Raw genomic sequence first — 20,473 nt, forward strand, 5'->3', positions numbered from 1 at the left:
CATGGCTTTGCCCGGAGCAGTGACCCGCGAGCAGGCGCGCGATCCGGACTTCTTCCCGGGCTTCGGCCTCGCCATTCCGCTGGGCGTGCAGCACGTGCTGGCGATGTTCGTATCGAACCTGACGCCGCCGATCATCATTGCGGGCGCGGCGGGGTTCGGCTTCGGATCGCCCGATCCTTCGGCGCTGATCTACATGATCCAGATGTCGATGCTCTTCGCCGGGATCGCCACGCTGCTGCAGACGGTGGGCGTGGGGCCGGTGGGCGCGCGGCTGCCCTTGGTGCAGGGGACGAGCTTTGCCTACATCCCGGTGATGATCCCGATCGTGGCGGGCAAGGGCGTGGATGCCATGGCTGCGCTGACCACGGCGGCGCTGATCGGCGGGCTGGTCCATGCCGCGTTGAGCGTGTTCGTCGGCCGCGTGCGCTTTGCCCTGCCGCCGCTGATCACCGGGCTGGTGGTGCTGATGATCGGCCTGTCGCTGATGCGGATCGGGGTGCAGTATTCGGCCGGTGGCGTGCCTGCGATTGGCACGCCTGCATTCGGTGCGGGGACGAGCTGGCTGCTGGCGGCGGTTGTGGTTCTGGCGACGCTGGGGCTCAAGTTCTTTGCGCGGGGGATCTGGTCGACCGCTTCGGTGCTGCTGGGGCTGCTGGCGGGATATGCGGTGGCGCTGGCGATGGGGCGGATCTCGTTCGAGGCGGTGGGACAAGCGCCGATTGCCATGCTGCCCAACCCGTTCCACTTCGGATTTGCGCTTTCGGCCTCGGCCATTCTGGGCTTCGTGCTGACCGGGTTTGTCTCCTCGATCGAATCCATCGGTGACGTCGAGGCGATCTGCGAGGGGACGGCGGGGCGGCCTGCGAGCGATGCGGAACTGCAGGGTGCGGTGGCGGCGGACGGCGTGGGCACGGCGCTGGCGGCGGTGTTCGGGGCAATGCCCAACACCACGTTCAGCCAGAACGTGGGGCTGATCGCGATTACCGGGATGATGAGCCGCCATGTGGTGACGCTGGGCGCGGTGTTCCTGATCCTGTGCGGGCTGGTGCCCAAGATCGGCGCGGTGGTGACGACGATCCCCATCGAAGTGCTGGGCGGCGGGGTGATCGTGATGTTCGGCATGGTCGCCTCGGCTGCGCTCTCGATGCTGGCTTCGGTCGAATGGAACCAGCGCAACATGCTGGTCTTCGGGGTGAGCCTGTCGCTGGCGCTGGGGCTGCAGCTTGAGCCGGATGCGGTGGCGCACCTGCCCGAGACGGCGCGGGTGCTGCTGACTTCGGGGGTGATGCCGGCGGCAGTGCTGGCGGTGGTGCTGAACCTGGTGCTGCCGCGCGAGACTGCTGACGAAGATCGTGGGGACCGGGAACCAACGCTGGCGGCGGCGGAGTAGTGTGGGGCAGGGTGCTCTCTTTTTTGCAACGATGCGTGCCGATCATTGCGTTGGATCGGTAGGGTGGAGCGGGGCATAGCGGGACGAGCCATGACCACGCGCAGCAAACTTCCCTCGGTCGATCCGTTCCTGCTCTGGCTGGTGGGCACGGTCGTGGCGGCGAGCCTGCTGCCGGCGCGGGGCGTGGCGCTGGAAGCGTTCGACGTGGCGGCGGACGCGGCGATCGTGCTGCTGTTCTTCCTCCATGGCGCGAAGCTGAGCCGCGAGGCGGTGCTGGCGGGGATCGGCAACTGGCGGCTGCATCCGCTGGCACTGGGCTTTACCTATCTGCTGTTTCCGGTGCTGGGTCTGGGCGCGGCGAAGGTCGCCGGGCTGGTGATCGATCCGTCGCTGGCGATGGGACTGCTGTTCCTCGCGCTGCTGCCATCGACGGTGCAAAGCTCCATCGCGTTTACCGCCATGGCGGGCGGGAACGTGGCGGCGGCGGTGTGCTCTGCCTCTTTGTCCAACCTTGTCGGGATCGTGCTGACGCCGCTGCTGGTGGCGCTGTTCATTCATGCCGATGGGGCAGGCGGGGTGGACGGGCTGGCCTCCGTGCAGAAAATTGCAACGCAATTGCTCCTGCCGTTCGTGGCGGGGCATCTGCTGCGGCCCGCGATCGGCAAATGGGTCGATGCGCACAAGAAGCTGCTGCAGCCGGTGGACCGGTCATCGGTGCTGCTGGTGGTCTATTCGGCATTCAGCGCGGCGGTGGCGAACGGGGTGTGGAGCAGGGTCGGGCCGTTTGATCTTGGCGTGCTGCTGGTGGCCTCGGCGGTGATTCTGGGGGTTGTGATTGCGGTGAATGGCGTGGTGGCGCGCGTGGCAGGGTTGCCGCGCGAGGATGCCATCGTGCTGCTGTTCTGCGGATCGAAGAAGAGCCTGGTTTCGGGCGTGCCGATGGCGGGTGCGCTCTTTGCCCCGGCGCAAGTGGGCATGGTGATCCTGCCGCTGATGATCTTCCACCAGTTGCAGCTGTTCGTCTGCGCCTGGCTGGCGGGACGCTATCGGCGCGAACTGGATGCTGCCGCTGCGGTGCGGCCGCCGCAGGGCGAGGCGGCGGCGCTGGCGCGGGCGGCGGAGATCGGACTGCCGATACCGGAAGCCTGCCGCGCGGGCGTGGTGGCCAATCTCGAACTGCTGACGCGTCATGCGCGGGTGCTGGACGCATGAGGCGGGCGGTTGACATTGACGCTGCGGTGCGGGCGGAGGAGGTCAGCGCAACTTCGCTGGCCGTGGAGGCGATTGCCGCGCTCAAGGCCGATGCGCATGTTGCCGTGACGCGCGTGCTGGAAGAGCGGGCGCTGGCCGAGGCGGCGGTGGTGGATGCCATGGTCGCGCGCGGGGACGATCCGGGGCCGCTGGCGGGCGTGCCCTATGGGGTGAAGGACCTGTTCGACGTGGCGGGCCTGCCGACGACGGCGGGTTCTGCGGTGCGCGCTGGGGCTGCGCCTGCAGAGCGCGATGCCGAGGCGATCCGGCGGTTGCAGGCCGCAGGGGCGGTGCTGGTGGCGACGCTCAACATGGATGAGTTTGCCTATGGTTTTGCGACGATCAATGCGGCGCATGGCACGACGCGCAACCCGCATGACCCGGCGCGGTTGGCGGGGGGATCGTCGGGCGGGTCGGCGGCGGCGGTGGCGGCGGGACTTGTGCCGTTCGCGCTGGGGTCTGACACCAATGGCTCGATCCGCGTGCCTGCCAGCCTGTGCGGGCTCTATGGACTGAAGTGCGCGCATGGCTCATTGCCGGTGGCGGGGACGTTTCCGTTTGCCGAGAGCTTTGACGATATCGGGCCGTTCACGCTGAGCCTTGCCGACATGGCGCTGGTGTGGGGCGTGCTGCGCGGCGGGGCACTGCCGGAATGGCCGAGCGATATTCGCATTGCGCGGCTGGGCGGGCGGTTCCGGGAGAATGCCGATCAGGTGCAACTGGCGGCGATCGATGCGATTGCGGAGCAGGCTCCGCTGGTGGAACTGCCCGACATTGCGAAGGCGCGCAGTGCGGCGTTCCTGATCACTGCGTTCGAAGGCGGCGCACTGCATCGCGAGACTCTGGCCACGCGGGCGATGGACTACGATCCGGCGGTGCGGGACCGGCTGATGGCGGGCGCGCTCCTGCCGGAGGAACTGTACGCCAAGGCGCTCGCTTTCCGCGCCGACTTTCTGACGCGGCTGGAGGGGCTGATTGCGGATTTCGATGTGCTGCTGGCACCGGCCACGCCTTGCGTAGCACCGCTGATCGAGGACCCGCGCATCGTGATCGACGGGGCGCTGAGTCCGGCGCGGGCGGATCTTGGCATTCATACGCAGCCGATCACGTTCACCGGCCTGCCGTCGCTGGCGGTGCCGCTGCACCGGCCGGGGCAATTGCCGCTGGGGCTGCAGCTGATCGGCAAGCCGGGCGGCGAGGGCGCGTTGCTGGCGCTTGCCGAGCGGCTCGAAAACGAGGGATGGACTGGCGTGAGCGCGCCGGAGCGCTTGATTGCGGGGGAACTGATATGACGGCGGCTACAACAGCTGAGGGCGGCGTGCTCGAACGCCACTTCAGGATGCGCGAGCGCGGGACCAATACGCGGACCGAGGTGCTGGCGGGGTTCACCACCTTCCTGACCATGGCCTACATCGTGCTGGTCAACCCGGCGATCCTTGGGCAGGCGGGGCTTCCCGTGGCCTCGGTGGCGGCAGCGACATGCTTTGCCGCGGCGTTCGCCTCGATCCTGATGGGGATGGTGGCGAACACGCCGCTGGCACTGGCGCCGGGGATGGGGCTCAACGCCTATTTCAGCTTTACCGTGGTGCAGCAGATGGGCGTGCCCTGGCCGGTGGCGCTGGGCTGCGTGTTCATCTCGGGCGTTGCGTTCCTGATCCTGACGCTGACGGGCGTGCGGCAGTTGATCGTCTCGGTCATCCCGCAGCACCTGTTTGCCGCTGTTGCGGGCGGGATCGGGCTGTTCATCGGCTTCATCGGGCTGAAGGACGCAGGGATCGTGGTGGCCAATCCCGCCACCTTCGTCGGCCTTGGCAGCGTGACCGAGCCGGGGCCTGCGCTGGCGCTGTTCGGGCTGGTGGTGATCGGCACGCTGTCTGTGTGGAACGTGCGTGCGGCGATGCTGATCGGGATCGTGCTGACGACGATTGCCGCGTGGATCGTGGGCCTCGTGAGCGCGCCGACCGAGCCTTACAGCCTTGCTGCGCTGACCGGGACCGCGTTCCAGCTGGATATTGCGGGCGTGTTCGGGCTTTCGGGCAAGCACGGCATCGGCCTTCTCGAAATCCTGTTCGTGTTCCTGTTCGTCGACCTGTTCGACAACATCGGCACGCTGGTGGCCGTGACCAAGCGCGCCGGGCTGATGGACGCGGCGGGCAGGATTCCGGGGCTCAACCGCATCCTGATGACCGATGCGGTGGCGACGATGGTCGGCGCGATGGCGGGGACCAGCACGGTGACCAGCTATGTCGAGAGCGCGGCGGGCGTGCAGGCGGGCGGGCGCACTGGGCTGACGGCGGTGGTCACTGGCCTGCTGTTCCTGCTGACGATGTTCGTCGCGCCCTATGCGCAGCTGGTGCCGCTCGCTGCCACCGCGCCCGCGCTGGTCGTGGTGGGCGGGCTGATGCTGCTGCCACTGACCGAGGTGGACTGGGAAGACCCGATGGCGGCGATCCCGGCGTTCCTGACCGTGGCGATGATCCCGCTGACCTTCTCCATCGCAAACGGCCTTGCCTTTGGCATCACCGCCCACGCCCTGCTCAAGCTGCTGAAGGGCAAGGCGACGACCAAGGACTGGTTCCTGTTCACCCTCGCCGCGCTGTTTGTGGCGCGCTTTGCCTGGATGGCCGCTGCATGATCCGCCAAATGACGCGACGTATCGCACTTGCTTTCGTTGCCCTGCTCCTGCCCGCGTCTGCGCAGGCGCAGAAGCTGGATGATACCCCGCGCACCGTGGTGATGACCGCGTTCCGGCCGGAATGGAACGCGCTGGTCCACACGGTGCAGGGTGCGAAGGAGCATTCGATCAACGGCGGCACGTTCCTCACCGGGACGATGGAAGGCAAGCCGGTGGTGTTGATGCAGAGCGGGGTCAGCGTGGTGAATGCCGCGATGAACACGCAAGTGGTGCTCGACCGGTTCAACGTGAAGCGCATCGTCTTTTCCGGCATCGCGGGCGGGGTGGACCCCAAGCTTTCCATTGGCGACGTGCTGGTGGCCGAGGACTGGGGGCAGTATCTCGAGGCATCGTTTGCGCGCAAGACCAAGAACGGCTGGATGCCGCCGGACAAGGGCCAGCCTGACAGCCCGGCCAACTGGTTCTTCATCTTCCCGCGCGGCACGGTGATGGCCAATGCCGCCACGCCGCCCAAGCGCATCTATCGCGTGCCGGTGGATGCAGGGTTGCTCGATCTGGCGCGCAAGGTGGTGCCTTCGATCACGCTGGAGCGCTGCGTGCCGCCATCGGAAAAGATGCTGGCAGGGTCCGAGCTGTGCCTGCCGCGCGTGCCGAAGATCGAGGTCGGCGGGACCGGGGTGACGGCGGGCATCTATGCCGACAATGCCGAGTTCCGCATCTATCTGCACAAGGCGTGGAAAGCGCGCGTGCTCGACATGGAAAGCGCCGCGGTGATGCAGGTGGCCTATAGCAACATGGTCCCGGCCATCGTCTTCCGCAGCCTTTCCGACCTTGCCGGCGGCGACAAGCACAAGAACATGGAAGACACGTTCGAGCACCTCGCCTCGGTCAATTCGGCGCATGTGGTGCGCGCCTATCTCGCCGCGCTGCCGGACTGATCGCGATGGAACGCAAAACCGTCACCGGATCGAAAGGCATGGTCACCGCGCCGCATTGGCTGGCGGCGGAGGCAGGGCTTTCGGTGCTGCAGGACGGCGGCAATGCGGTGGAGGCGACCGTCGCGGTCGCCGCGTGCCTTGCCGTGGTCTATCCGCACATGACCGGGATCGGCGGGGACGGGTTCTGGGTGATCCACGAGCCTGATGGCGCGGTGCATGGCATTCATGGCTGCGGCGGGGCTGCGGGGGCGGCTTCGCTGGCGCTTTATGCGGGGCTGGACGCGGTGCCGTTCCGCGGGCCTCTGGCTGCGAATACCGTAGCGGGGACGATTTCCGGGTGGGCGGCGGCGCTGGAGAGCGCTGGCGGATCGCTGCCGCTGTCACGCCTGCTGCGCGATGCGATTGCCCATGGTGAGACGGGGGTTGGGGTCACGGCGGGACATGCCGCGATTGCCGCCGCCAAGGGGCCGGAGCTGCGGGTGCAGCCGGGGGCCTATGCCACGACATTCGAGCCGGAAGGCCGTCCGCTTCATGAGGGCGATGTCCTGCGTCAGCCGGTGCTGGCGCAGACATTACGGCGATTGTGCGAGGAGGGGCTGGAGAGCTTCTACACCGGGCCGCTGGCGGCAGATATTGCGGCTGATCTGGCGGCGCTGGGCAGTCCGGTTTCGGCTGCGGACCTTGCCGCGCATGAGGCGACACGTCCTGCGCCGCTGACCACGCGGTTGCGAGACTGCCGGTTGTGGAACAGTGCCCCGCCGACGCAGGGCTTCGCCTCGCTGGTGATCCTTGCGCTGTTCGACCGGCTGGCGGCGGATGCGGTGGACGGATTCGATCATTTCCATGGGCTGGTCGAGGCGACCAAGCAAGCGTTCCTGCTGCGCGACGTGCATGTGGGCGATCCTGCGTATCATGACTTTGACTGGCAAGGGCTGCTGTCTGATCCTGTGGCGCTGGATGAACTGGCGGCGCGGATCGATCCGGCGAAGGCCTTGGCATGGCCGCAGCCGCCGCAGTGGGGGGATACCTGCTGGTTCGGGGCGGCGGACGGCGAGGGACGCGTGGTCAGCGCGATCCAGTCGACCTACTTCGAGTTCGGATCGGGGCTGGTGCTGCCAAGGACCGGGATCACCTGGCAGAATCGGGGCAGCAGTTTCCGGCTCGCGGCGGATGGGTGGAATGCGCTGAAGCCCGGGCGCAAGCCGTTCCATACGCTGAACCCTGCGCTGGCGCGGTTCGATGACGGGCGGGTCTTGGCCTATGGCACGATGGGTGGCGAGGGGCAGCCGCAGACGCAGGCGGCGTTGTTTTCGCGCTATGCGCGGTTTGGCGTGGACTTGCAGGAGGCGATCTCTGCGCCGCGCTGGCTGCTGGGGCGGACGTGGGGCGAGCAGTCCACCACGCTGAAGCTGGAGGATGGGTTCGATCCGGCGCTGTATGCCGCGCTGGCTGCGGCGGGGCACGATGTAGAGCGCGTGGGGCCGCTGACGGCGACGATGGGGCATGCGGGCGCGATCGTGCGCCATGGCGACGGGTGGCTGGAAGGCGCGACCGATCCGCGCAGCGATGGCGGGGTGGCGGCGTGGTGAGCGGGGTGCGCGCTGTCTTGCGTTGTGATGAGCTGACGGTGCCGCCGTTCAGCGACAGCGTTGGCGGGCTGACGCGGACCTATCTTTCGCCTGCCTACTTTGCCGCGCAGGACAAGATCTCCGAGTGGATGGCCGAGGCCGGGATGGCGCTGCGGTGCGATGCGGCGATGAATCTGGTCGGGCGCTACGAAGGCGCGGCGGCGGGTGCGCCTGCGCTGGTGATCGGCAGCCACCTTGATAGCGTGCGCAATGCCGGGGCCTATGACGGGCCGCTGGGGATCATGCTCGGCGTGGAAGCGGTGGCGGCGCTGCATGAGCGCGGGGTGCGCCTGCCCTTTGCCATCGAGGTCTATGCCTTCGGGGACGAGGAAGGCTCGCGCTTTCCTGCGGCGATGCTGACGAGCCGGGCGGTGGCGGGCACGCTCGATCCGGCAGCGCTGGAGGTGACGGACCGCGAGGGCGTGGCGCTGGCCGAGTTGGTCGATGTTGCCGCCTTTGCTTCGGCGGTGCGGCGCAAGGGCGAGGTCTTTGCCTATCTCGAGGCGCATATCGAGCAGGGGCCGGTGCTGGAGGCGCAAGGGCTGGCCGTGGGCACTGTCACCGGTATTGCCGCGCAACTGCGCTATGAGATCGAGCTTGGCGGGACGGCAGGCCATGCCGGGACGACCGCGATGGGCCTCAGGCGTGATGCCGTGACGGGCATGGCCGAGATGGTGCTCGCGGCCGAGAGCGTGGCCAAGGCGGGGCCTGCCGATCTCGTGGCGACAGTGGGGGTGGTGCAGGTGCCTTCGGCCGCGGCCAACGTGATCGCGGGCAAGTGTTCGTTCACGCTCGACGTGCGTGCGGCAAGCGCTGCGACGCGCGATGCGGCGGCGGACGAGATCCTGCGCCGCTTTCGCGCCATCGCCAATGCGCGCGATCTGGGCCTTGCCGTGCGCAAGGGGCACGATCTTCCCGCCAGCCCCTGCGATCCGGCGCTGATGCAGCTGCTCGATCAGGCGACGCAGGCGGCGGGACACAAGCCGTTCCGCCTTGTTTCGGGGGCGGGGCATGATGCCATGATCATGGCCGCGCTGTGCCCCACCGCGATGCTGTTCATCCGCTGCCGGGGCGGGGTGAGCCACAATCCTGCCGAGCATGTCGACCCTGCCGATGCGCAAGTGGCGCTGCAGGTCATGCTCGGCTTCATCGAACAACTGGGAGCCAGCCTTGAGCCAGCTTGATCCGACTCTCTTCGGCGAAATCGACCCTCCGCAGCGGCTGCTGATGGGGCCGGGACCGGTCAATGCCCATCCGCGCGTGCTGCGGGCGATGGCGGCGGACCTGCTCGGGCAGTTCGATCCGGAAATGACCGGGTTCATGAACCAGGTCATGGCGCTTTACCGCCCGATCTTCGGCACCTGGAACCAGTGGACAATGCTGATCGACGGCACGGCGCGCGCGGCGATCGAGGCTTCGCTGGTGAGTCTGGTCGAGCCGGGCGACACGGTGCTGGTGGTGAACTTCGGGCGCTTTGGCCTGCTGCTGACCGAGATCCTGACGCGGCTGGGCGCCAAGGTCGAACAGGTCAGCGCGCCGTGGGGCGAAGTGGTGCCGCTTGAGGCGATTGCCCGCGCCATCGAGATGCACGGGCCGAGTGTCGTTGCCACGGTGCATGGCGATACTTCGACGACGATGAGGCAGCCACTGGAAGGGCTCGGCGCGCTGTGCAAGGCGGCGGGCGCGTTCGCCTATGTCGATGCCTGCGCGACGCTGGGCGGCATGGAGATCGCGGCGGACCGCTGGGGCGTGGACGTGGTGACGGGCGGTTTGCAGAAGTGCCTTGGCGGGCCTTCGGGCTCTGCGCCGATCACCATTTCCGACCGCGCGGCGCAGCGCATCTTCTCGCGCCGCCATGTCGAGCAGGGCATCCGGCGCGATGACATCGTCGATGGCAAGGGGCCGCGCATACCATCCAACTACTTCGATCTGGCCATGATCATGGACTACTGGTCGGACAAGCGGCTGAACCACCATACCGAGGCGACCTCGATGCTCTATGCCGCGCGCGAATGCGCCCGGGTGGCGCTGGGCGAGGGGCTGGAGGCGCGGTACGCGCGGCACCGCAAGGCGGGTGCTGCGATGACCGCCGGCGTGCGTGCGATGGGGCTGACGGTGTTCGGCGAGGATGCCCACCGCATGACCAACGTGACCGGCGTGTACATTCCCGCAGGCGTCGATGGCGAGGCGATCCGCACGATGATGCGCGATCACTTTGAGATCGAGATCGGCACCGCCTTTGGCCCGCTGCAGGGCCGGATCTGGCGGCTGGGCGCGATGGGCTACAACGCGATGAAGCACAAGGTGCTGCTGACGCTTGGCGCGCTGGAGGCCTGCCTCAAGGCGCAAGGGTTCAGCCTGCCGCTGGGCGAGGCGGTGCCTGCCGCGCTGGCGGCGTGGGAGGCAGAATGACGGCCGCGCGCGATCTTACAGGCTACGGCGCGACGCCTCCGCCAGCGCAATGGCCGGGCGGGGCGCGCATCGCCGTGCAGTTCGTGATCAATTACGAGGAAGGCGCGGAGAACTCCGTGCTCAATGGCGACAAGGGTTCCGAGGCATTCCTGTCGGACATGGTCGGCGCGGGCTCCCATCCGGCGCGGGCGATGGCGATGGAGAGCCTCTATGAATACGGCAGCCGCGCCGGGTTCTGGCGGCTGCACCGGCTGTTTGCCGCGCGGCGTGTGCCGGTGACGGTGTTTGGCGTGGCCACCGCGATGGAGATGAATCCGGCGGCGGTTGACGCCATGCTCGAGGCTGGGTGGGAGATTGCGAGCCATGGGCTTCGCTGGATCGACTACCAGTATGTGCCCGAAGAGGTGGAGCGCGAGCATATTGCGCGGGCGATTGAACTGCATACCCGGCTGACCGGGGAGCGTCCGCTGGGCTGGTATCAGGGGCGCACCTCACCCAACACGGCGCGGCTGGTGGTGGAGGAAGGCGGCTTTCTCTACGACGCCGACAGCTATGCCGATGACGTTCCGTACTGGGATGTGCGTCATGGCAAGCCGCAGCTGATCGTGCCCTATTCGCTCGATGCCAATGACATGAAGATGGTGGCGCTGAACGGCTTCACCGAGGGCGAGCAGTTCTTCCGCTACTTGCGCGATACCTTCGAGCAATTGCGCGAGGAGGGCGGGCGGATGATGTCGGTCGGCCTGCATGGGCGCATTGCCGGAAAGCCGGGGCGGGCGCGGGCGGTGGCGCGGTTCCTCGACCATGTGATCGAAAGCGGCGATGCGTGGATCGCGCGGCGGATCGACATCGCGCGGCACTGGCAGGCCTTGCATCCTTATGCTGGAGGCGCGGCGTGACGGTGAACGATCCGGTGCTGCTGGCTGAAATGACCGCTGCGTTTGCGGCTTACGAGCGCGCGCTGATGACGGACGATCTGCCTGCGATGGACGCGCTGTTCCACGATGCGCCGACGACCAACCGCTTTGGCGTGGGCGAAGTGCTGTGGGGGATGGAGGCGATCCGCGAGTTTCGCAAAGGGCGTGGGGGATCGCCGCAGCGCCGGTTGGGGCAGGTGGCGATAACGGTTTATGGCACGGTTTACGGCGACGCGTTCGCCACGGCGGACGCCGAGTTCTTCCGCGAGGGGAGCGAGCGACGCGGGCGGCAGAGCCAGGCATGGGTCAGGTTTGCCGATGGCTGGAAGGTCGTCTCCGCGCATGTGAGCCTTGAAGGGGCCAAGTCATGACCGCGCTGTTCGAGCATAGTCCTTGGGTGGAGGCGCGGGCCGATGCGCGAGCGTCGAGCGGGGACCGTCATGCCGATCTGATGGCGGTGGTGCGTGATGCCTCGGCGGAGGAGCAGATGGCCCTGATCCGCGCCCATCCTGAACTGGCTGGCAAGGCGGCGGTGGATCGCACGCTGACCGCGGCTTCGGCGGCGGAGCAGGCGAGCGCCGGGCTCGACCGGTTGAGCGAGGCGGAATTTGCGCGGTTCCATGAATTGAACGCGGCCTATCGGGAGCGGTTCGGCTTTCCCTTCATCATCTGCGTGCGGCTGACCGACAAGGCGGGGATTCTCAGCGCGATGGAAGCACGGTTGGCCAACGAGCGTGACACCGAAATCGCCACCGCCATCGCGCAGATCGGCGAGATCGTGCGGCTTCGTCTGGAGGACATGAAGTGACGGTGGACTGGGGCGAATGGCTGAACCTTGCGATCCGCTGGTTCCACCTGACCGCGGGCATCGCGTGGATCGGCTCGTCGTTCTACTTCGTCTGGCTCGACAACCATCTGGTGCCGCCCAAGGAGGGCGAGGCGAGCGGCGAGGTGTGGTCGGTCCACGGCGGCGGGTTCTATCACAAGCAGAAGTACGCGGTGGCGCCCGCAAAGATGCCCGAGGACCTGCACTGGTTCAAATGGGAGGCCTATACCACGTGGATCACCGGCTTTTCGCTGCTGGTGCTGGTCTATTGGGTGGGCGCAGAAAGCTTTCTGATCGATCCGGCCAAGGCGCAGCTTTCGCAAGGGGCGGCGATCGGCATCGGCGCGGCTTCGCTGGTGACGGGTTGGCTGGTCTATGACGGGCTGTGCCGTTCGCCCTTTGGGCGCGACAACCGGGTGCTGGGGGCGGCGTGGTTTGCCTTTCTGGTGCTGGCGGCGTTGGCGCTCAACGCGGTGTTCAATGCGCGCGGGGCCTATCTGCACGTCGGCGCGATGATCGGCACTGTCATGGTCGCCAACGTGTTCTTCGTCATCATCCCCAACCAGCGCAAGGCGGTGGCGCAGCTGATGCAGGGGCAGGCGCCCGATCCGGCGCTGGGCAAGGCGGGCAAGCAGCGTTCGGTCCACAACAACTACATGACGCTGCCGGTGCTGTTCATCATGATCAGCCACCACTATGCGATGACCTTCGGTGCGGCGCGGCCCTGGCTGGTGCTGGCGCTGCTTGGGTTGACCGGCGTCGCGGTGCGGCATGTGTTCAACTTGCGGCATCAGGGCCGGAAGACCGGGCGGGCGATGGTCGTGGCCGGGGCGATGGCGCTGGTGAGCGTGACGTATGTCTCGGCGGAAAAGGCGACCTTGCCTGCGGTGGCGAAGGCTGCGGAGGCTTCGCAGGAGCCCGCGACATGGGCCAGCGTGGAGCCCATCTTCACCAAGCACTGCACCAGTTGCCACGCCGCAAAGCCAACGAGCGAGGCATTCACCGCGCCGCCGCTGGGGGTGATGCTCGACAGCTATGACCATGCCCATGCCGTGGCGCCGCGGGTGCAGAAAGTGGCGGTCGATGCCGAGATCATGCCGCTGGGCAACATGACCGGAATGACCCGCGCCGAACGCGATGCGCTGGGCCGCTGGATTGCAGCAGGAGCGCCGCAATGACCACGCTTTCGACCCACGTGCTCGACACCATGCATGGCCGCCCGGCGGCGGGCGTGAAGCTGCGGCTGGAAGATGGGAAGGGGACGGTGCTGTTTGCGGGGACGACCAATGCCGACGGGCGCTGTCCGGGGATGCCGCAAGTCGGGCCAGGGCGATATGCGCTGGTCTTTGCGGTGGCGGAGTACTTTGCCGAAGCGGGCGTGACGCTGCCCGAGCCGCCGTTCTTGGATGACGTGCGCATCGCTTTCGGCATGGCGGACGAGGGGCATTATCACGTGCCGCTGCTGGTCTCGCCGTTCGCCTATTCGACCTATCGGGGAAGCTGAGCCATGGCGGTACGCTTCCTGCTCGATGGCCAAGTGATCGAGATTGCGGACTGCGATCCGACCGGAACCTTGCTCGATTACTTGCGCGGGGCCTTGCGCAGGACCGGCACCAAGGAAGGTTGCGCCGAAGGGGATTGCGGCGCTTGCACTGTTCTGGTGGGCGAGCCGGAGGGCGCGGGTGTGCAGTGGCGCGCGGTCAATGCCTGCATCGCGTTTCTGCCTATGCTGCACGGTAAAGCCTTGATGACAGTCGAAAGTCTGGCGAAGAGCGGAGTGCTCAATCCGCTGCAGGCATGCATGGCGGCCAATGGCAGTTCGCAATGCGGGTTCTGTACGCCGGGGTTCGTGATGTCGCTGCATGGGCGGGCGATTGGGGCGCTTGGGAGCGAGTTGCCAGTGGCCGACGTCATTGCGGGCAATCTTTGCCGTTGCACCGGTTACGGGCCGATCCTCGAGGCGGGGGAGACGGTTTCGCGGATCGTGCAGGACGATGCGGATGTGGCGGCGGCGCTGGCTGGGTTGGGCGGTGATGCCAGCGGAACGTCTGGCGGGCGCAAGTGGTTTGCGCCGCGTTCGTCCGATGCGCTGGTGGCGATCCTTGCCGAGCATCCCGAGGCGCGGATCGTGGCAGGTGCCACCGATGTCGGCCTGTGGGTGACCAAGGGCTTGCGCGATCTCGGCACCGTGGTGTTCATCGGCGACGTTGCCGATCTCGGGCAGATCGAGGAGACGGACGAGGGCCTGCGGATCGGTGCAGCGGTGCGGTATGCGCAAGCCCATGCGGCGATGGCGCGGCTGCACCCGGATCTGGGCGAGCTGGTGCGGCGGATCGGCGGATTGCAGGTGCGCAATTCGGCCACGGTCTGCGGCAACATCGCCAATGGCTCGCCCATCGGCGACGGGCCGCCTGCCTTGATCGCGCTGGGGGCGGAGCTGACGTTGCGCTCTGCCGCAGGGCGGCGGACGCTGGCGCTGGAGGACTACTTCCTCGATTACGGCAAGCAGGATCGGCATCCCGGCGAGTTTGTCGAAAGCGTGTTCGTGCCGCGCCCTGCGGCGGGTGCGCTGGTGCACATCTCCAAGCTCTCGCGCCGGTTCGACAGCGACATTTCGGCGGTGCTGGGAGCCTTTGCGCTGACGGTGGAGGGCGGGGTGATCAGGGCGGCGCGCGTTGCTTTTGGCGGGATGGCCGCGACGCCCCGGCGCGCGCAGGGGTGCGAGGCGGCGCTGGTGGGGCAGCCATTTGCCGAAGCGACGATGGCTGCGGCGGCGCAGGCCTTGCGCGCAGACTTCCAGCCCTTGACCGACGTGCGCGGGACATCGGCCTACCGCAACGAGGCTGCGGCGGCGCTGCTGTGGCGGCTGTGGCACGGGGAGCAGGGTGAGGTCGTCTCGGTGCTTGACGTGGAGGCCTGCTGATGGCCGAGGCTGATCCGCTCTGGCCCGCAGGCACCAAGCCTTCCAACCCGCATGACAGCGCGCATCTGCACGTGGCGGGGCTGGCGCGCTATGTGGATGACGAGCCGGAAGCGGCGGGCATGCTGCATCTGGCCTTCGGGCTTTCCGCCCATGCGCGGGCGCGGATGGTCGGCATGGACCTTGCGGCAGTGCGCGCCTTTCCGGGCGTGGTGGCGGTCTATACCGCCGCCGACATTCCGGGGGAGAACAACGTCGGGCCGATTGCGCACGATGACCGCGTGCTGGCCGATGGCGAGGTGGTGAGCCATGGGCAGCCGGTCTTCCTGGTTGCGGCGGAAACGCGAATGGCGGCGCGCAAGGCGGCGCGGCTGGGCAGGATTGACTACGAACCGCTGGATGCGGCGATCACCGTGGCGCAGGCGCGGGCGGCAGATGCGCGGATCGAGGCGGACCAGCGCATGGCGCAGGGCGATGCCGATGCTGCGCTGGCTATGGCACCGCACTGGCTTGCCGGTCATCTGAAGATCGGGGCGCAGGATCACTTCTATCTGGAGGGTCAGGTTGCCCATGCGCGGGCGGGGGAGGACGGGCAGATCCATGTCGTCTCCTCGAGCCAGCATCCGAGCGAGGTGCAGCATCTGGTGGCGCACCTGCTGAACAAGCCGAGAGCCGACGTGACCGTGGAAGTGCGGCGCATGGGCGGGGCGTTCGGTGGAAAGGAAAGTCAGGCCGCGTTGTTCGCCGCCGCTGCCGCGCTGGTGACGCATCATACCGGGCGGCCTGCCAAGTTCCGCTGCGACCGGGATGACGACATGATCGTGACGGGAAAGCGGCACGATTTCGAGGTCCATTACGAGGCGGGGCATGATGATGCCGGACGACTGCTTGCGGTGAAGCTGAGCTTTGGCGGACGCTGTGGAGCGACGATGGATTTGTCGCCCGGCATCAACGACCGCACAATGTTCCATGCCGACAACTGCTATTTCCTGCCCGACGTGGAGATCGTCTCGGAGCGGCTGAAGACCAATACCGTCTCGGCCACCGCCTTCCGGGGCTTTGGCGGGCCGCAGGGCATGCTGGCGATCGAGCGGGTGTGCGATCACGTGGCGGCGCGGCTGGGACTTGATCCACTTACGGTGCGGGCGCGCAATCTCTATCGGCCGGGGCGCGATGTGACGCCCTATGGCATGAGGCTGGAAGACAACATCGCGCCGCAGCTCGTCGCGCGGCTGCGCGAGACGGCGCGCTATGACGAGCGGCGCGAGGCCGTGGCCGCGTTCAATGCGGGCAACCGGGTGCTCAAGAAGGGGATCGCGCTGACGCCGGTGAAGTTCGGGATCAGCTTCACCACCACGCATCTCAATCAGGCGGGCGCGCTGGTGCACGTCTATGCGGACGGGTCGATCCAGGTGAACCATGGCGGCACCGAGATGGGGCAGGGCCTCTACATCAAGGTCGCGCAGATCGTGGCGGACGTGTTTGCCGTGCCGGTGGGGCAGGTGCGGATTACCGCGACGCGGACGGACAAGGTGCCCAATACCTCGGCCACGGCGGCGTCATCGGGGGCAGACCTCAACGGCATGGCGGCGCACCACGCGGCCATGGCGATCCGCGAGCGGATGGCGGCGTTTCTGGAGCGGGCGTTCGGCGGCGAGGTGCAGTTCACCGCCGATGGCGTGATCGCGGGCGAGACGCGGATGAGTTTTGCCGAAGCGGCGCGCAAGGCGTGGCTGGGGCGGATTTCGCTCTCGTCCACGGGCTTCTACGCCACCCCCGAGATCGAGTACGACCGCGTCGCGCACAAGGGGCGGCCGTTCTATTATTTCGCCTATGGCGCAGCGGTTTCCGAAGTGGTGGTCGACACGCTGACCGGGGAGCACAAGGTGCTGGCCGTGGACATCCTGCACGATGTGGGCCGCTCGCTGAACCCGGCGATTGACCGGGGGCAGATCGAGGGCGGCTTCGTGCAGGGGCAGGGCTGGCTGACCACTGAAGTGGTGGAATGGGACGCCAAGGGCCGCCTGCTCAACCATTCGCCTGCGACCTACAAGATCCCGACGGCCTCGGACCGGCCCAGGCGGCTGCGCATCGACCTGTGGGACGGGGAGAACGTGAAGCCTACGGTGCACCGTTCAAAGGCGGTGGGCGAGCCGCCGCTGATGCTGGCCAATTCGGTGTTCTGCGCGATCAGTGCCGCGATTGCCGCGACCAACCCCGCGCGACGCGAGCTGCCGCCGCTTGATGCGCCGGCCACGCCCGAGGCGGTGCTGCGGGCAATTGCGGCGCATAAGGGAGCGGCGTGATGGAGTGGATCGAGCAGCTCCGGGTTCTGTCATCGCGCGGGCCTGTCGCGATGATCAGCGTGCTCGCCACCGAAGGCTCCGCGCCGCGCGGGGCGGGGACGCGGATGCTGGTCACGGCAGGGGGCGAGCTTGGCACTATTGGAGGCGGCGCGCTGGAGTTCCGTGCGGTGGAGCAGGCGCGCGCCGTGCTGGCGCATCCGCCGGGGACCTGGCGGGTGCAGGACTATCCGTTGGGGCCGCTGCTGGGGCAATGCTGCGGCGGGCGGGTGCGGGTGCTGGTCGAGCATCTCGATCGCGATGCGCTCGGCTGGCTTGGCGATGCTGCGGAAGGGCGGGTGCTGGTCAGCCAGTTGCGGGCGGGTGCGGTGCAGCGGCATGTGAGCGACGGGCCTGCCGTGCCGCTTTCGGCGCGGGGGGACCGGCCGCGCGAGGGCAGTCGTCTGGTGGAGATGATCGGGCAGGTGCGCCGTCCGCTCTATCTGTTCGGCGCAGGGCACGTGGGGCAGGCGATTGCGCGGCATGCGAGCGGATTGCCGCTCCGGCTGGCATGGTTCGATACGCGCCCGGTGTTCGAGACGATCGAGGGCGTGGCGGTGGTGCCCGAAAGCGCTATCGCGCAATGCGTGGCCGAAGCGCCGGAGGATGCCGCCTTGGTGATCCTGACGCATGACCATGCGCTGGACTATCGGCTGACCCATGCTGCGCTGACGCGCTCGCCGCTTGCCTTCACCGGGCTGATCGGATCGCAGACCAAGCGCGCGCGGTTCCTTTCGCGGCTGGAGCGCGAAGGGGTGAGCGCCGAGGCGCGGGGGCGGCTGACCTGTCCGATCGGCTTGCCGGGGGTCACGGGCAAGGAGCCGGACGTGATCGCGGTCGCCCTGCTGGCGCAGCTGTTGCAACTGCCGGATGCCGCGCAAGTGCGAGCTGTGGCGGCATGAGGCTGCAAGGGTTTCGCGGCGAAATTCTGAGCCTCACTCACGATCCCGCCGAGGGCAGCGATGCGGTTCGCCATGACGCCGACGGGCTGCTGGTGGTGGAGCATGGGCGGATCGTTGCGCGCGGGAGCTTTGCCGAGGTTTCCCCGCGTTTCACAGGGATTGCGGTGGAGCGGCTGGAGGGGCTGATTGTCCCCGGCTTCATCGACGCGCACGTTCATTATCCGCAGCTCGACTGCATCGCGAGCCATGGCGAGCAGTTGCTCGACTGGCTGGAGCGGCACATCTTTCCGGCGGAGCAGGCCTTTGCCGATCCGGCGCATGCGGGCGCGGTGGCGGGAGCGTTTCTGGACGAGCTGCTGCGCCATGGTACGACCAGTGCGCTGGTGTTCGGGACGGTCCATGCCGCCAGCGTCGATGCCTTCTTCGAGGCGGCGCGGGCGCGGGACTTGCGGATGATCTGCGGCAAGGTGCTGATGGATCTGGGGCCGGATGACTTGCGCGATACCGCAGACAGCGGGGTGGCGGAAAGCAAGGCGCTGATCGCCCGGTGGCATCGGCGCGGGCGGCTGGGCTATGCGGTGACGCCGCGCTTCGCTCTGACATCGAGCGATGCGCAGCTGGCCAGCGCAGGGCAGTTGCTGGCCGATCATCCCACTGTTCTTCTGCACACCCACCTTGCCGAGAACACCCGCGAGATTGCCGAAGTGGCGGCGCGGTTTGCCGAGGCTGCGGACTATCTCGACGCCTATGACCGCTTCGGGCTGGTGACCGACCGGTCGGTCTTTGCCCATGGTGTGCACTTGCCGGACAGGTCCTGCGCAAGGCTGGCGCAGAGTGGTGCGGGGATTGCGGTGTGCCCTAGTTCGAACCTGTTTCTGGGTTCGGGCATGTTCGATTTCGCGCAAGCCGAGCGGCATGGCGTGCGGCTGGGGCTCGGGTCCGATATCGGCGCGGGGACGTCGCTGTCGTTGCTGCACAATGCCGGGATTGCCTATCAGGCGGGGCTGTTCAACGGCTACCGGCTCGACCCGCTGCGCGCCTTGTGGCTGGCAACGGGTGGCTCGGCCCGTCTGCTGCATATCGAGGACGAGGTAGGGATGCTGGCAGAGGGGCAGGAGGCAGACTTCGTGGTGCTGGACGACAAGGCCACACCGCTGCTCGCGCGCCGGACGGCCGGGGCGACGCTTGAGGAGCGGTTGTTCGCGCTGCAGGTGCTGGGCGATGATCGGGCGGTGCGGCGGACTTACGTCATGGGGCAATGCGCGTGGGACCGTGATGGGTTACGGTGCGCGGCATGACCGATCTCGACAGCTTCATCGCCCGCCTTCCCAAGGCCGAACTCCACCTGCACATCGAGGGCAGCCTCGAGCCTGAACTGATGTTCGCGCTGGCCGAGCGCAACGGCATCGCGATCCCCTATGCCAGCGTGGACGAGGTGCGCGCGGCCTATGCGTTCTCAAACCTGCAGGACTTCCTCGACATCTACTATGCCGGGGCCGGAGTGCTGCAGACCGAGGCGGATTTCCATGACCTTGCCATGGCCTATTTCGACCGGGCAGCGGCCGATGGCGTGGTCCATGCCGAGATCATGTTTGATCCCCAGACTCACACCGACCGGGGCATTGCTTTTGAAACGGTGATCCGAGGGCTGCTGTCTGCGATGGCCGAGGCCGAGATCAAGCACGGGATGACCAGCGCGCTGATCCTGAGCTTCCTGCGCCACCTTTCGGAAGAGGCGGCGTTCGAGACTCTGGCGATGGCCGAGCCGTGGCTGGATCGGATTGCGGCGGTCGGGCTGGATTCGAGCGAGGTTGGCCACCCGCCTGCGAAGTTCGCGCGGGTCTTCGCGGCGGCGCGGGCCAAGGGGCTGAGGCTCACCGCCCATGCCGGCGAGGAAGGGCCCCCGGATTACGTCTATGAAGCACTCGACCTGTTGCAGGTGGACCGGATCGACCATGGCAACCGCGCGCTGGAAGATCCGGCGCTGGTGCGGCGGCTGGCGTCAGAGGGCATGACGTTGACCGTCTGTCCGCTTTCCAATCTCAAGCTCTGCGTGGTGAGCGATCTGGCCGACCATCCGCTTGATCGCATGCTCGCCGAAGGGCTGAAGGCGACGGTCAATTCCGACGACCCTGCCTATTTCGGCGGCTATGTGGCCGACAACTACCGCGCGGTAGCGCGGGCGCGCGGGCTGTCCCGCGATTATCTAGCCCAGCTTGCCCGCAACAGCTTCACCGGATCGTTCCTGTCACCCGAGGCGGTGGCGCGGCACCTTGCAGCCATCGACGATTACCTCAGCCGAACATAGGAGT

General features: G+C 67.5%; 18 protein-coding genes. All 18 read left to right on the top strand.

Features of this window, described 5'->3' with window-relative positions; genetic code table 11:
- The first annotated feature begins 1 nt into the window (after window position 1).
- Window positions 2–1,390, top strand: a complete 1,389-nt coding sequence (locus ACZ1JX_RS18335) for a uracil-xanthine permease family protein (RefSeq protein ID WP_465126783.1) — start codon at window positions 2–4, stop codon at window positions 1,388–1,390.
- Between the two features lie 90 nt (window positions 1,391–1,480).
- Window positions 1,481–2,602 carry a bile acid:sodium symporter gene (locus tag ACZ1JX_RS18340; RefSeq protein ID WP_465126784.1) on the top strand — a complete coding sequence of 374 codons (1,122 nt, stop codon included), beginning with the start codon at window positions 1,481–1,483 and terminating at the stop codon, window positions 2,600–2,602.
- Window positions 2,599–3,933 carry an AtzE family amidohydrolase gene (locus tag ACZ1JX_RS18345; RefSeq protein WP_465126785.1) on the top strand — a complete coding sequence of 445 codons (1,335 nt, stop codon included), beginning with the start codon at window positions 2,599–2,601 and terminating at the stop codon, window positions 3,931–3,933. Before ACZ1JX_RS18340 ends, ACZ1JX_RS18345 begins: the two co-directional genes overlap by 4 nt.
- Entirely contained in the window at window positions 3,930–5,276 is a 1,347-nt protein-coding gene (locus tag ACZ1JX_RS18350; RefSeq protein WP_465126786.1) for an NCS2 family permease, read from the top strand. The genes ACZ1JX_RS18345 and ACZ1JX_RS18350 overlap by 4 nt, the downstream gene beginning before the upstream one ends.
- Before the next feature lie 8 nt (window positions 5,277–5,284).
- Window positions 5,285–6,214, top strand: a complete 930-nt coding sequence (locus tag ACZ1JX_RS18355) for a 5'-methylthioadenosine/S-adenosylhomocysteine nucleosidase (RefSeq protein ID WP_465126787.1) — start codon at window positions 5,285–5,287, stop codon at window positions 6,212–6,214.
- A 5-nt stretch (window positions 6,215–6,219) separates the two neighbouring features.
- Window positions 6,220–7,803: a gamma-glutamyltransferase family protein gene (locus tag ACZ1JX_RS18360; RefSeq protein ID WP_465126788.1), complete on the top strand. Its 1,584-nt coding sequence runs from the start codon at window positions 6,220–6,222 to the stop codon at window positions 7,801–7,803.
- Entirely contained in the window at window positions 7,797–9,026 is a 1,230-nt protein-coding gene (locus ACZ1JX_RS18365; RefSeq protein WP_465126789.1) for an allantoate amidohydrolase, read from the top strand. The genes ACZ1JX_RS18360 and ACZ1JX_RS18365 overlap by 7 nt, the downstream gene beginning before the upstream one ends.
- Before the next feature lie 43 nt (window positions 9,027–9,069).
- Window positions 9,070–10,254, top strand: a complete 1,185-nt coding sequence (locus ACZ1JX_RS18370) for a pyridoxal-phosphate-dependent aminotransferase family protein (RefSeq protein WP_465126871.1) — start codon at window positions 9,070–9,072, stop codon at window positions 10,252–10,254.
- On the top strand, window positions 10,251–11,153 hold the full coding sequence (gene puuE, locus ACZ1JX_RS18375) for an allantoinase PuuE (RefSeq protein ID WP_465126790.1): 903 nt from the start codon (window positions 10,251–10,253) through the stop codon (window positions 11,151–11,153). The genes ACZ1JX_RS18370 and puuE overlap by 4 nt, the downstream gene beginning before the upstream one ends.
- Complete coding sequence (hpxZ, locus tag ACZ1JX_RS18380) at window positions 11,150–11,542, top strand: oxalurate catabolism protein HpxZ (RefSeq protein ID WP_465126791.1); 393 nt, start codon at window positions 11,150–11,152, stop codon at window positions 11,540–11,542. Before puuE ends, hpxZ begins: the two co-directional genes overlap by 4 nt.
- Window positions 11,539–11,979: a 2-oxo-4-hydroxy-4-carboxy-5-ureidoimidazoline decarboxylase gene (uraD, locus tag ACZ1JX_RS18385; protein WP_465126792.1), complete on the top strand. Its 441-nt coding sequence runs from the start codon at window positions 11,539–11,541 to the stop codon at window positions 11,977–11,979. The genes hpxZ and uraD overlap by 4 nt, the downstream gene beginning before the upstream one ends.
- Window positions 11,976–13,175 (top strand): urate hydroxylase PuuD, encoded by a 1,200-nt coding sequence (locus ACZ1JX_RS18390; RefSeq protein ID WP_465126793.1) that lies wholly within the window; start codon window positions 11,976–11,978, stop codon window positions 13,173–13,175. The genes uraD and ACZ1JX_RS18390 overlap by 4 nt, the downstream gene beginning before the upstream one ends.
- Window positions 13,172–13,501, top strand: a complete 330-nt coding sequence (gene uraH / locus ACZ1JX_RS18395; protein WP_465126794.1) for a hydroxyisourate hydrolase — start codon at window positions 13,172–13,174, stop codon at window positions 13,499–13,501. The genes ACZ1JX_RS18390 and uraH overlap by 4 nt, the downstream gene beginning before the upstream one ends.
- A gap of 3 nt (window positions 13,502–13,504) precedes the next feature.
- On the top strand, window positions 13,505–14,920 hold the full coding sequence (gene xdhA, locus ACZ1JX_RS18400) for a xanthine dehydrogenase small subunit (protein WP_465126795.1): 1,416 nt from the start codon (window positions 13,505–13,507) through the stop codon (window positions 14,918–14,920).
- Window positions 14,920–17,223 (top strand): xanthine dehydrogenase molybdopterin binding subunit, encoded by a 2,304-nt coding sequence (gene xdhB, locus ACZ1JX_RS18405; RefSeq protein ID WP_465126796.1) that lies wholly within the window; start codon window positions 14,920–14,922, stop codon window positions 17,221–17,223. The genes xdhA and xdhB overlap by 1 nt, the downstream gene beginning before the upstream one ends.
- Entirely contained in the window at window positions 17,223–18,161 is a 939-nt protein-coding gene (xdhC, locus tag ACZ1JX_RS18410; protein WP_465126797.1) for a xanthine dehydrogenase accessory protein XdhC, read from the top strand. Before xdhB ends, xdhC begins: the two co-directional genes overlap by 1 nt.
- Window positions 18,158–19,459 carry a guanine deaminase gene (guaD, locus tag ACZ1JX_RS18415; protein ID WP_465126798.1) on the top strand — a complete coding sequence of 434 codons (1,302 nt, stop codon included), beginning with the start codon at window positions 18,158–18,160 and terminating at the stop codon, window positions 19,457–19,459. Before xdhC ends, guaD begins: the two co-directional genes overlap by 4 nt.
- Window positions 19,456–20,469 (top strand): adenosine deaminase, encoded by a 1,014-nt coding sequence (locus ACZ1JX_RS18420; protein WP_465126799.1) that lies wholly within the window; start codon window positions 19,456–19,458, stop codon window positions 20,467–20,469. The genes guaD and ACZ1JX_RS18420 overlap by 4 nt, the downstream gene beginning before the upstream one ends.
- Window positions 20,470–20,473: the final 4 nt, after the last annotated feature.

The sequence above is a fragment of the Novosphingobium sp. BL-A-41-Hi4A-0G genome, from assembly GCF_055521735.1.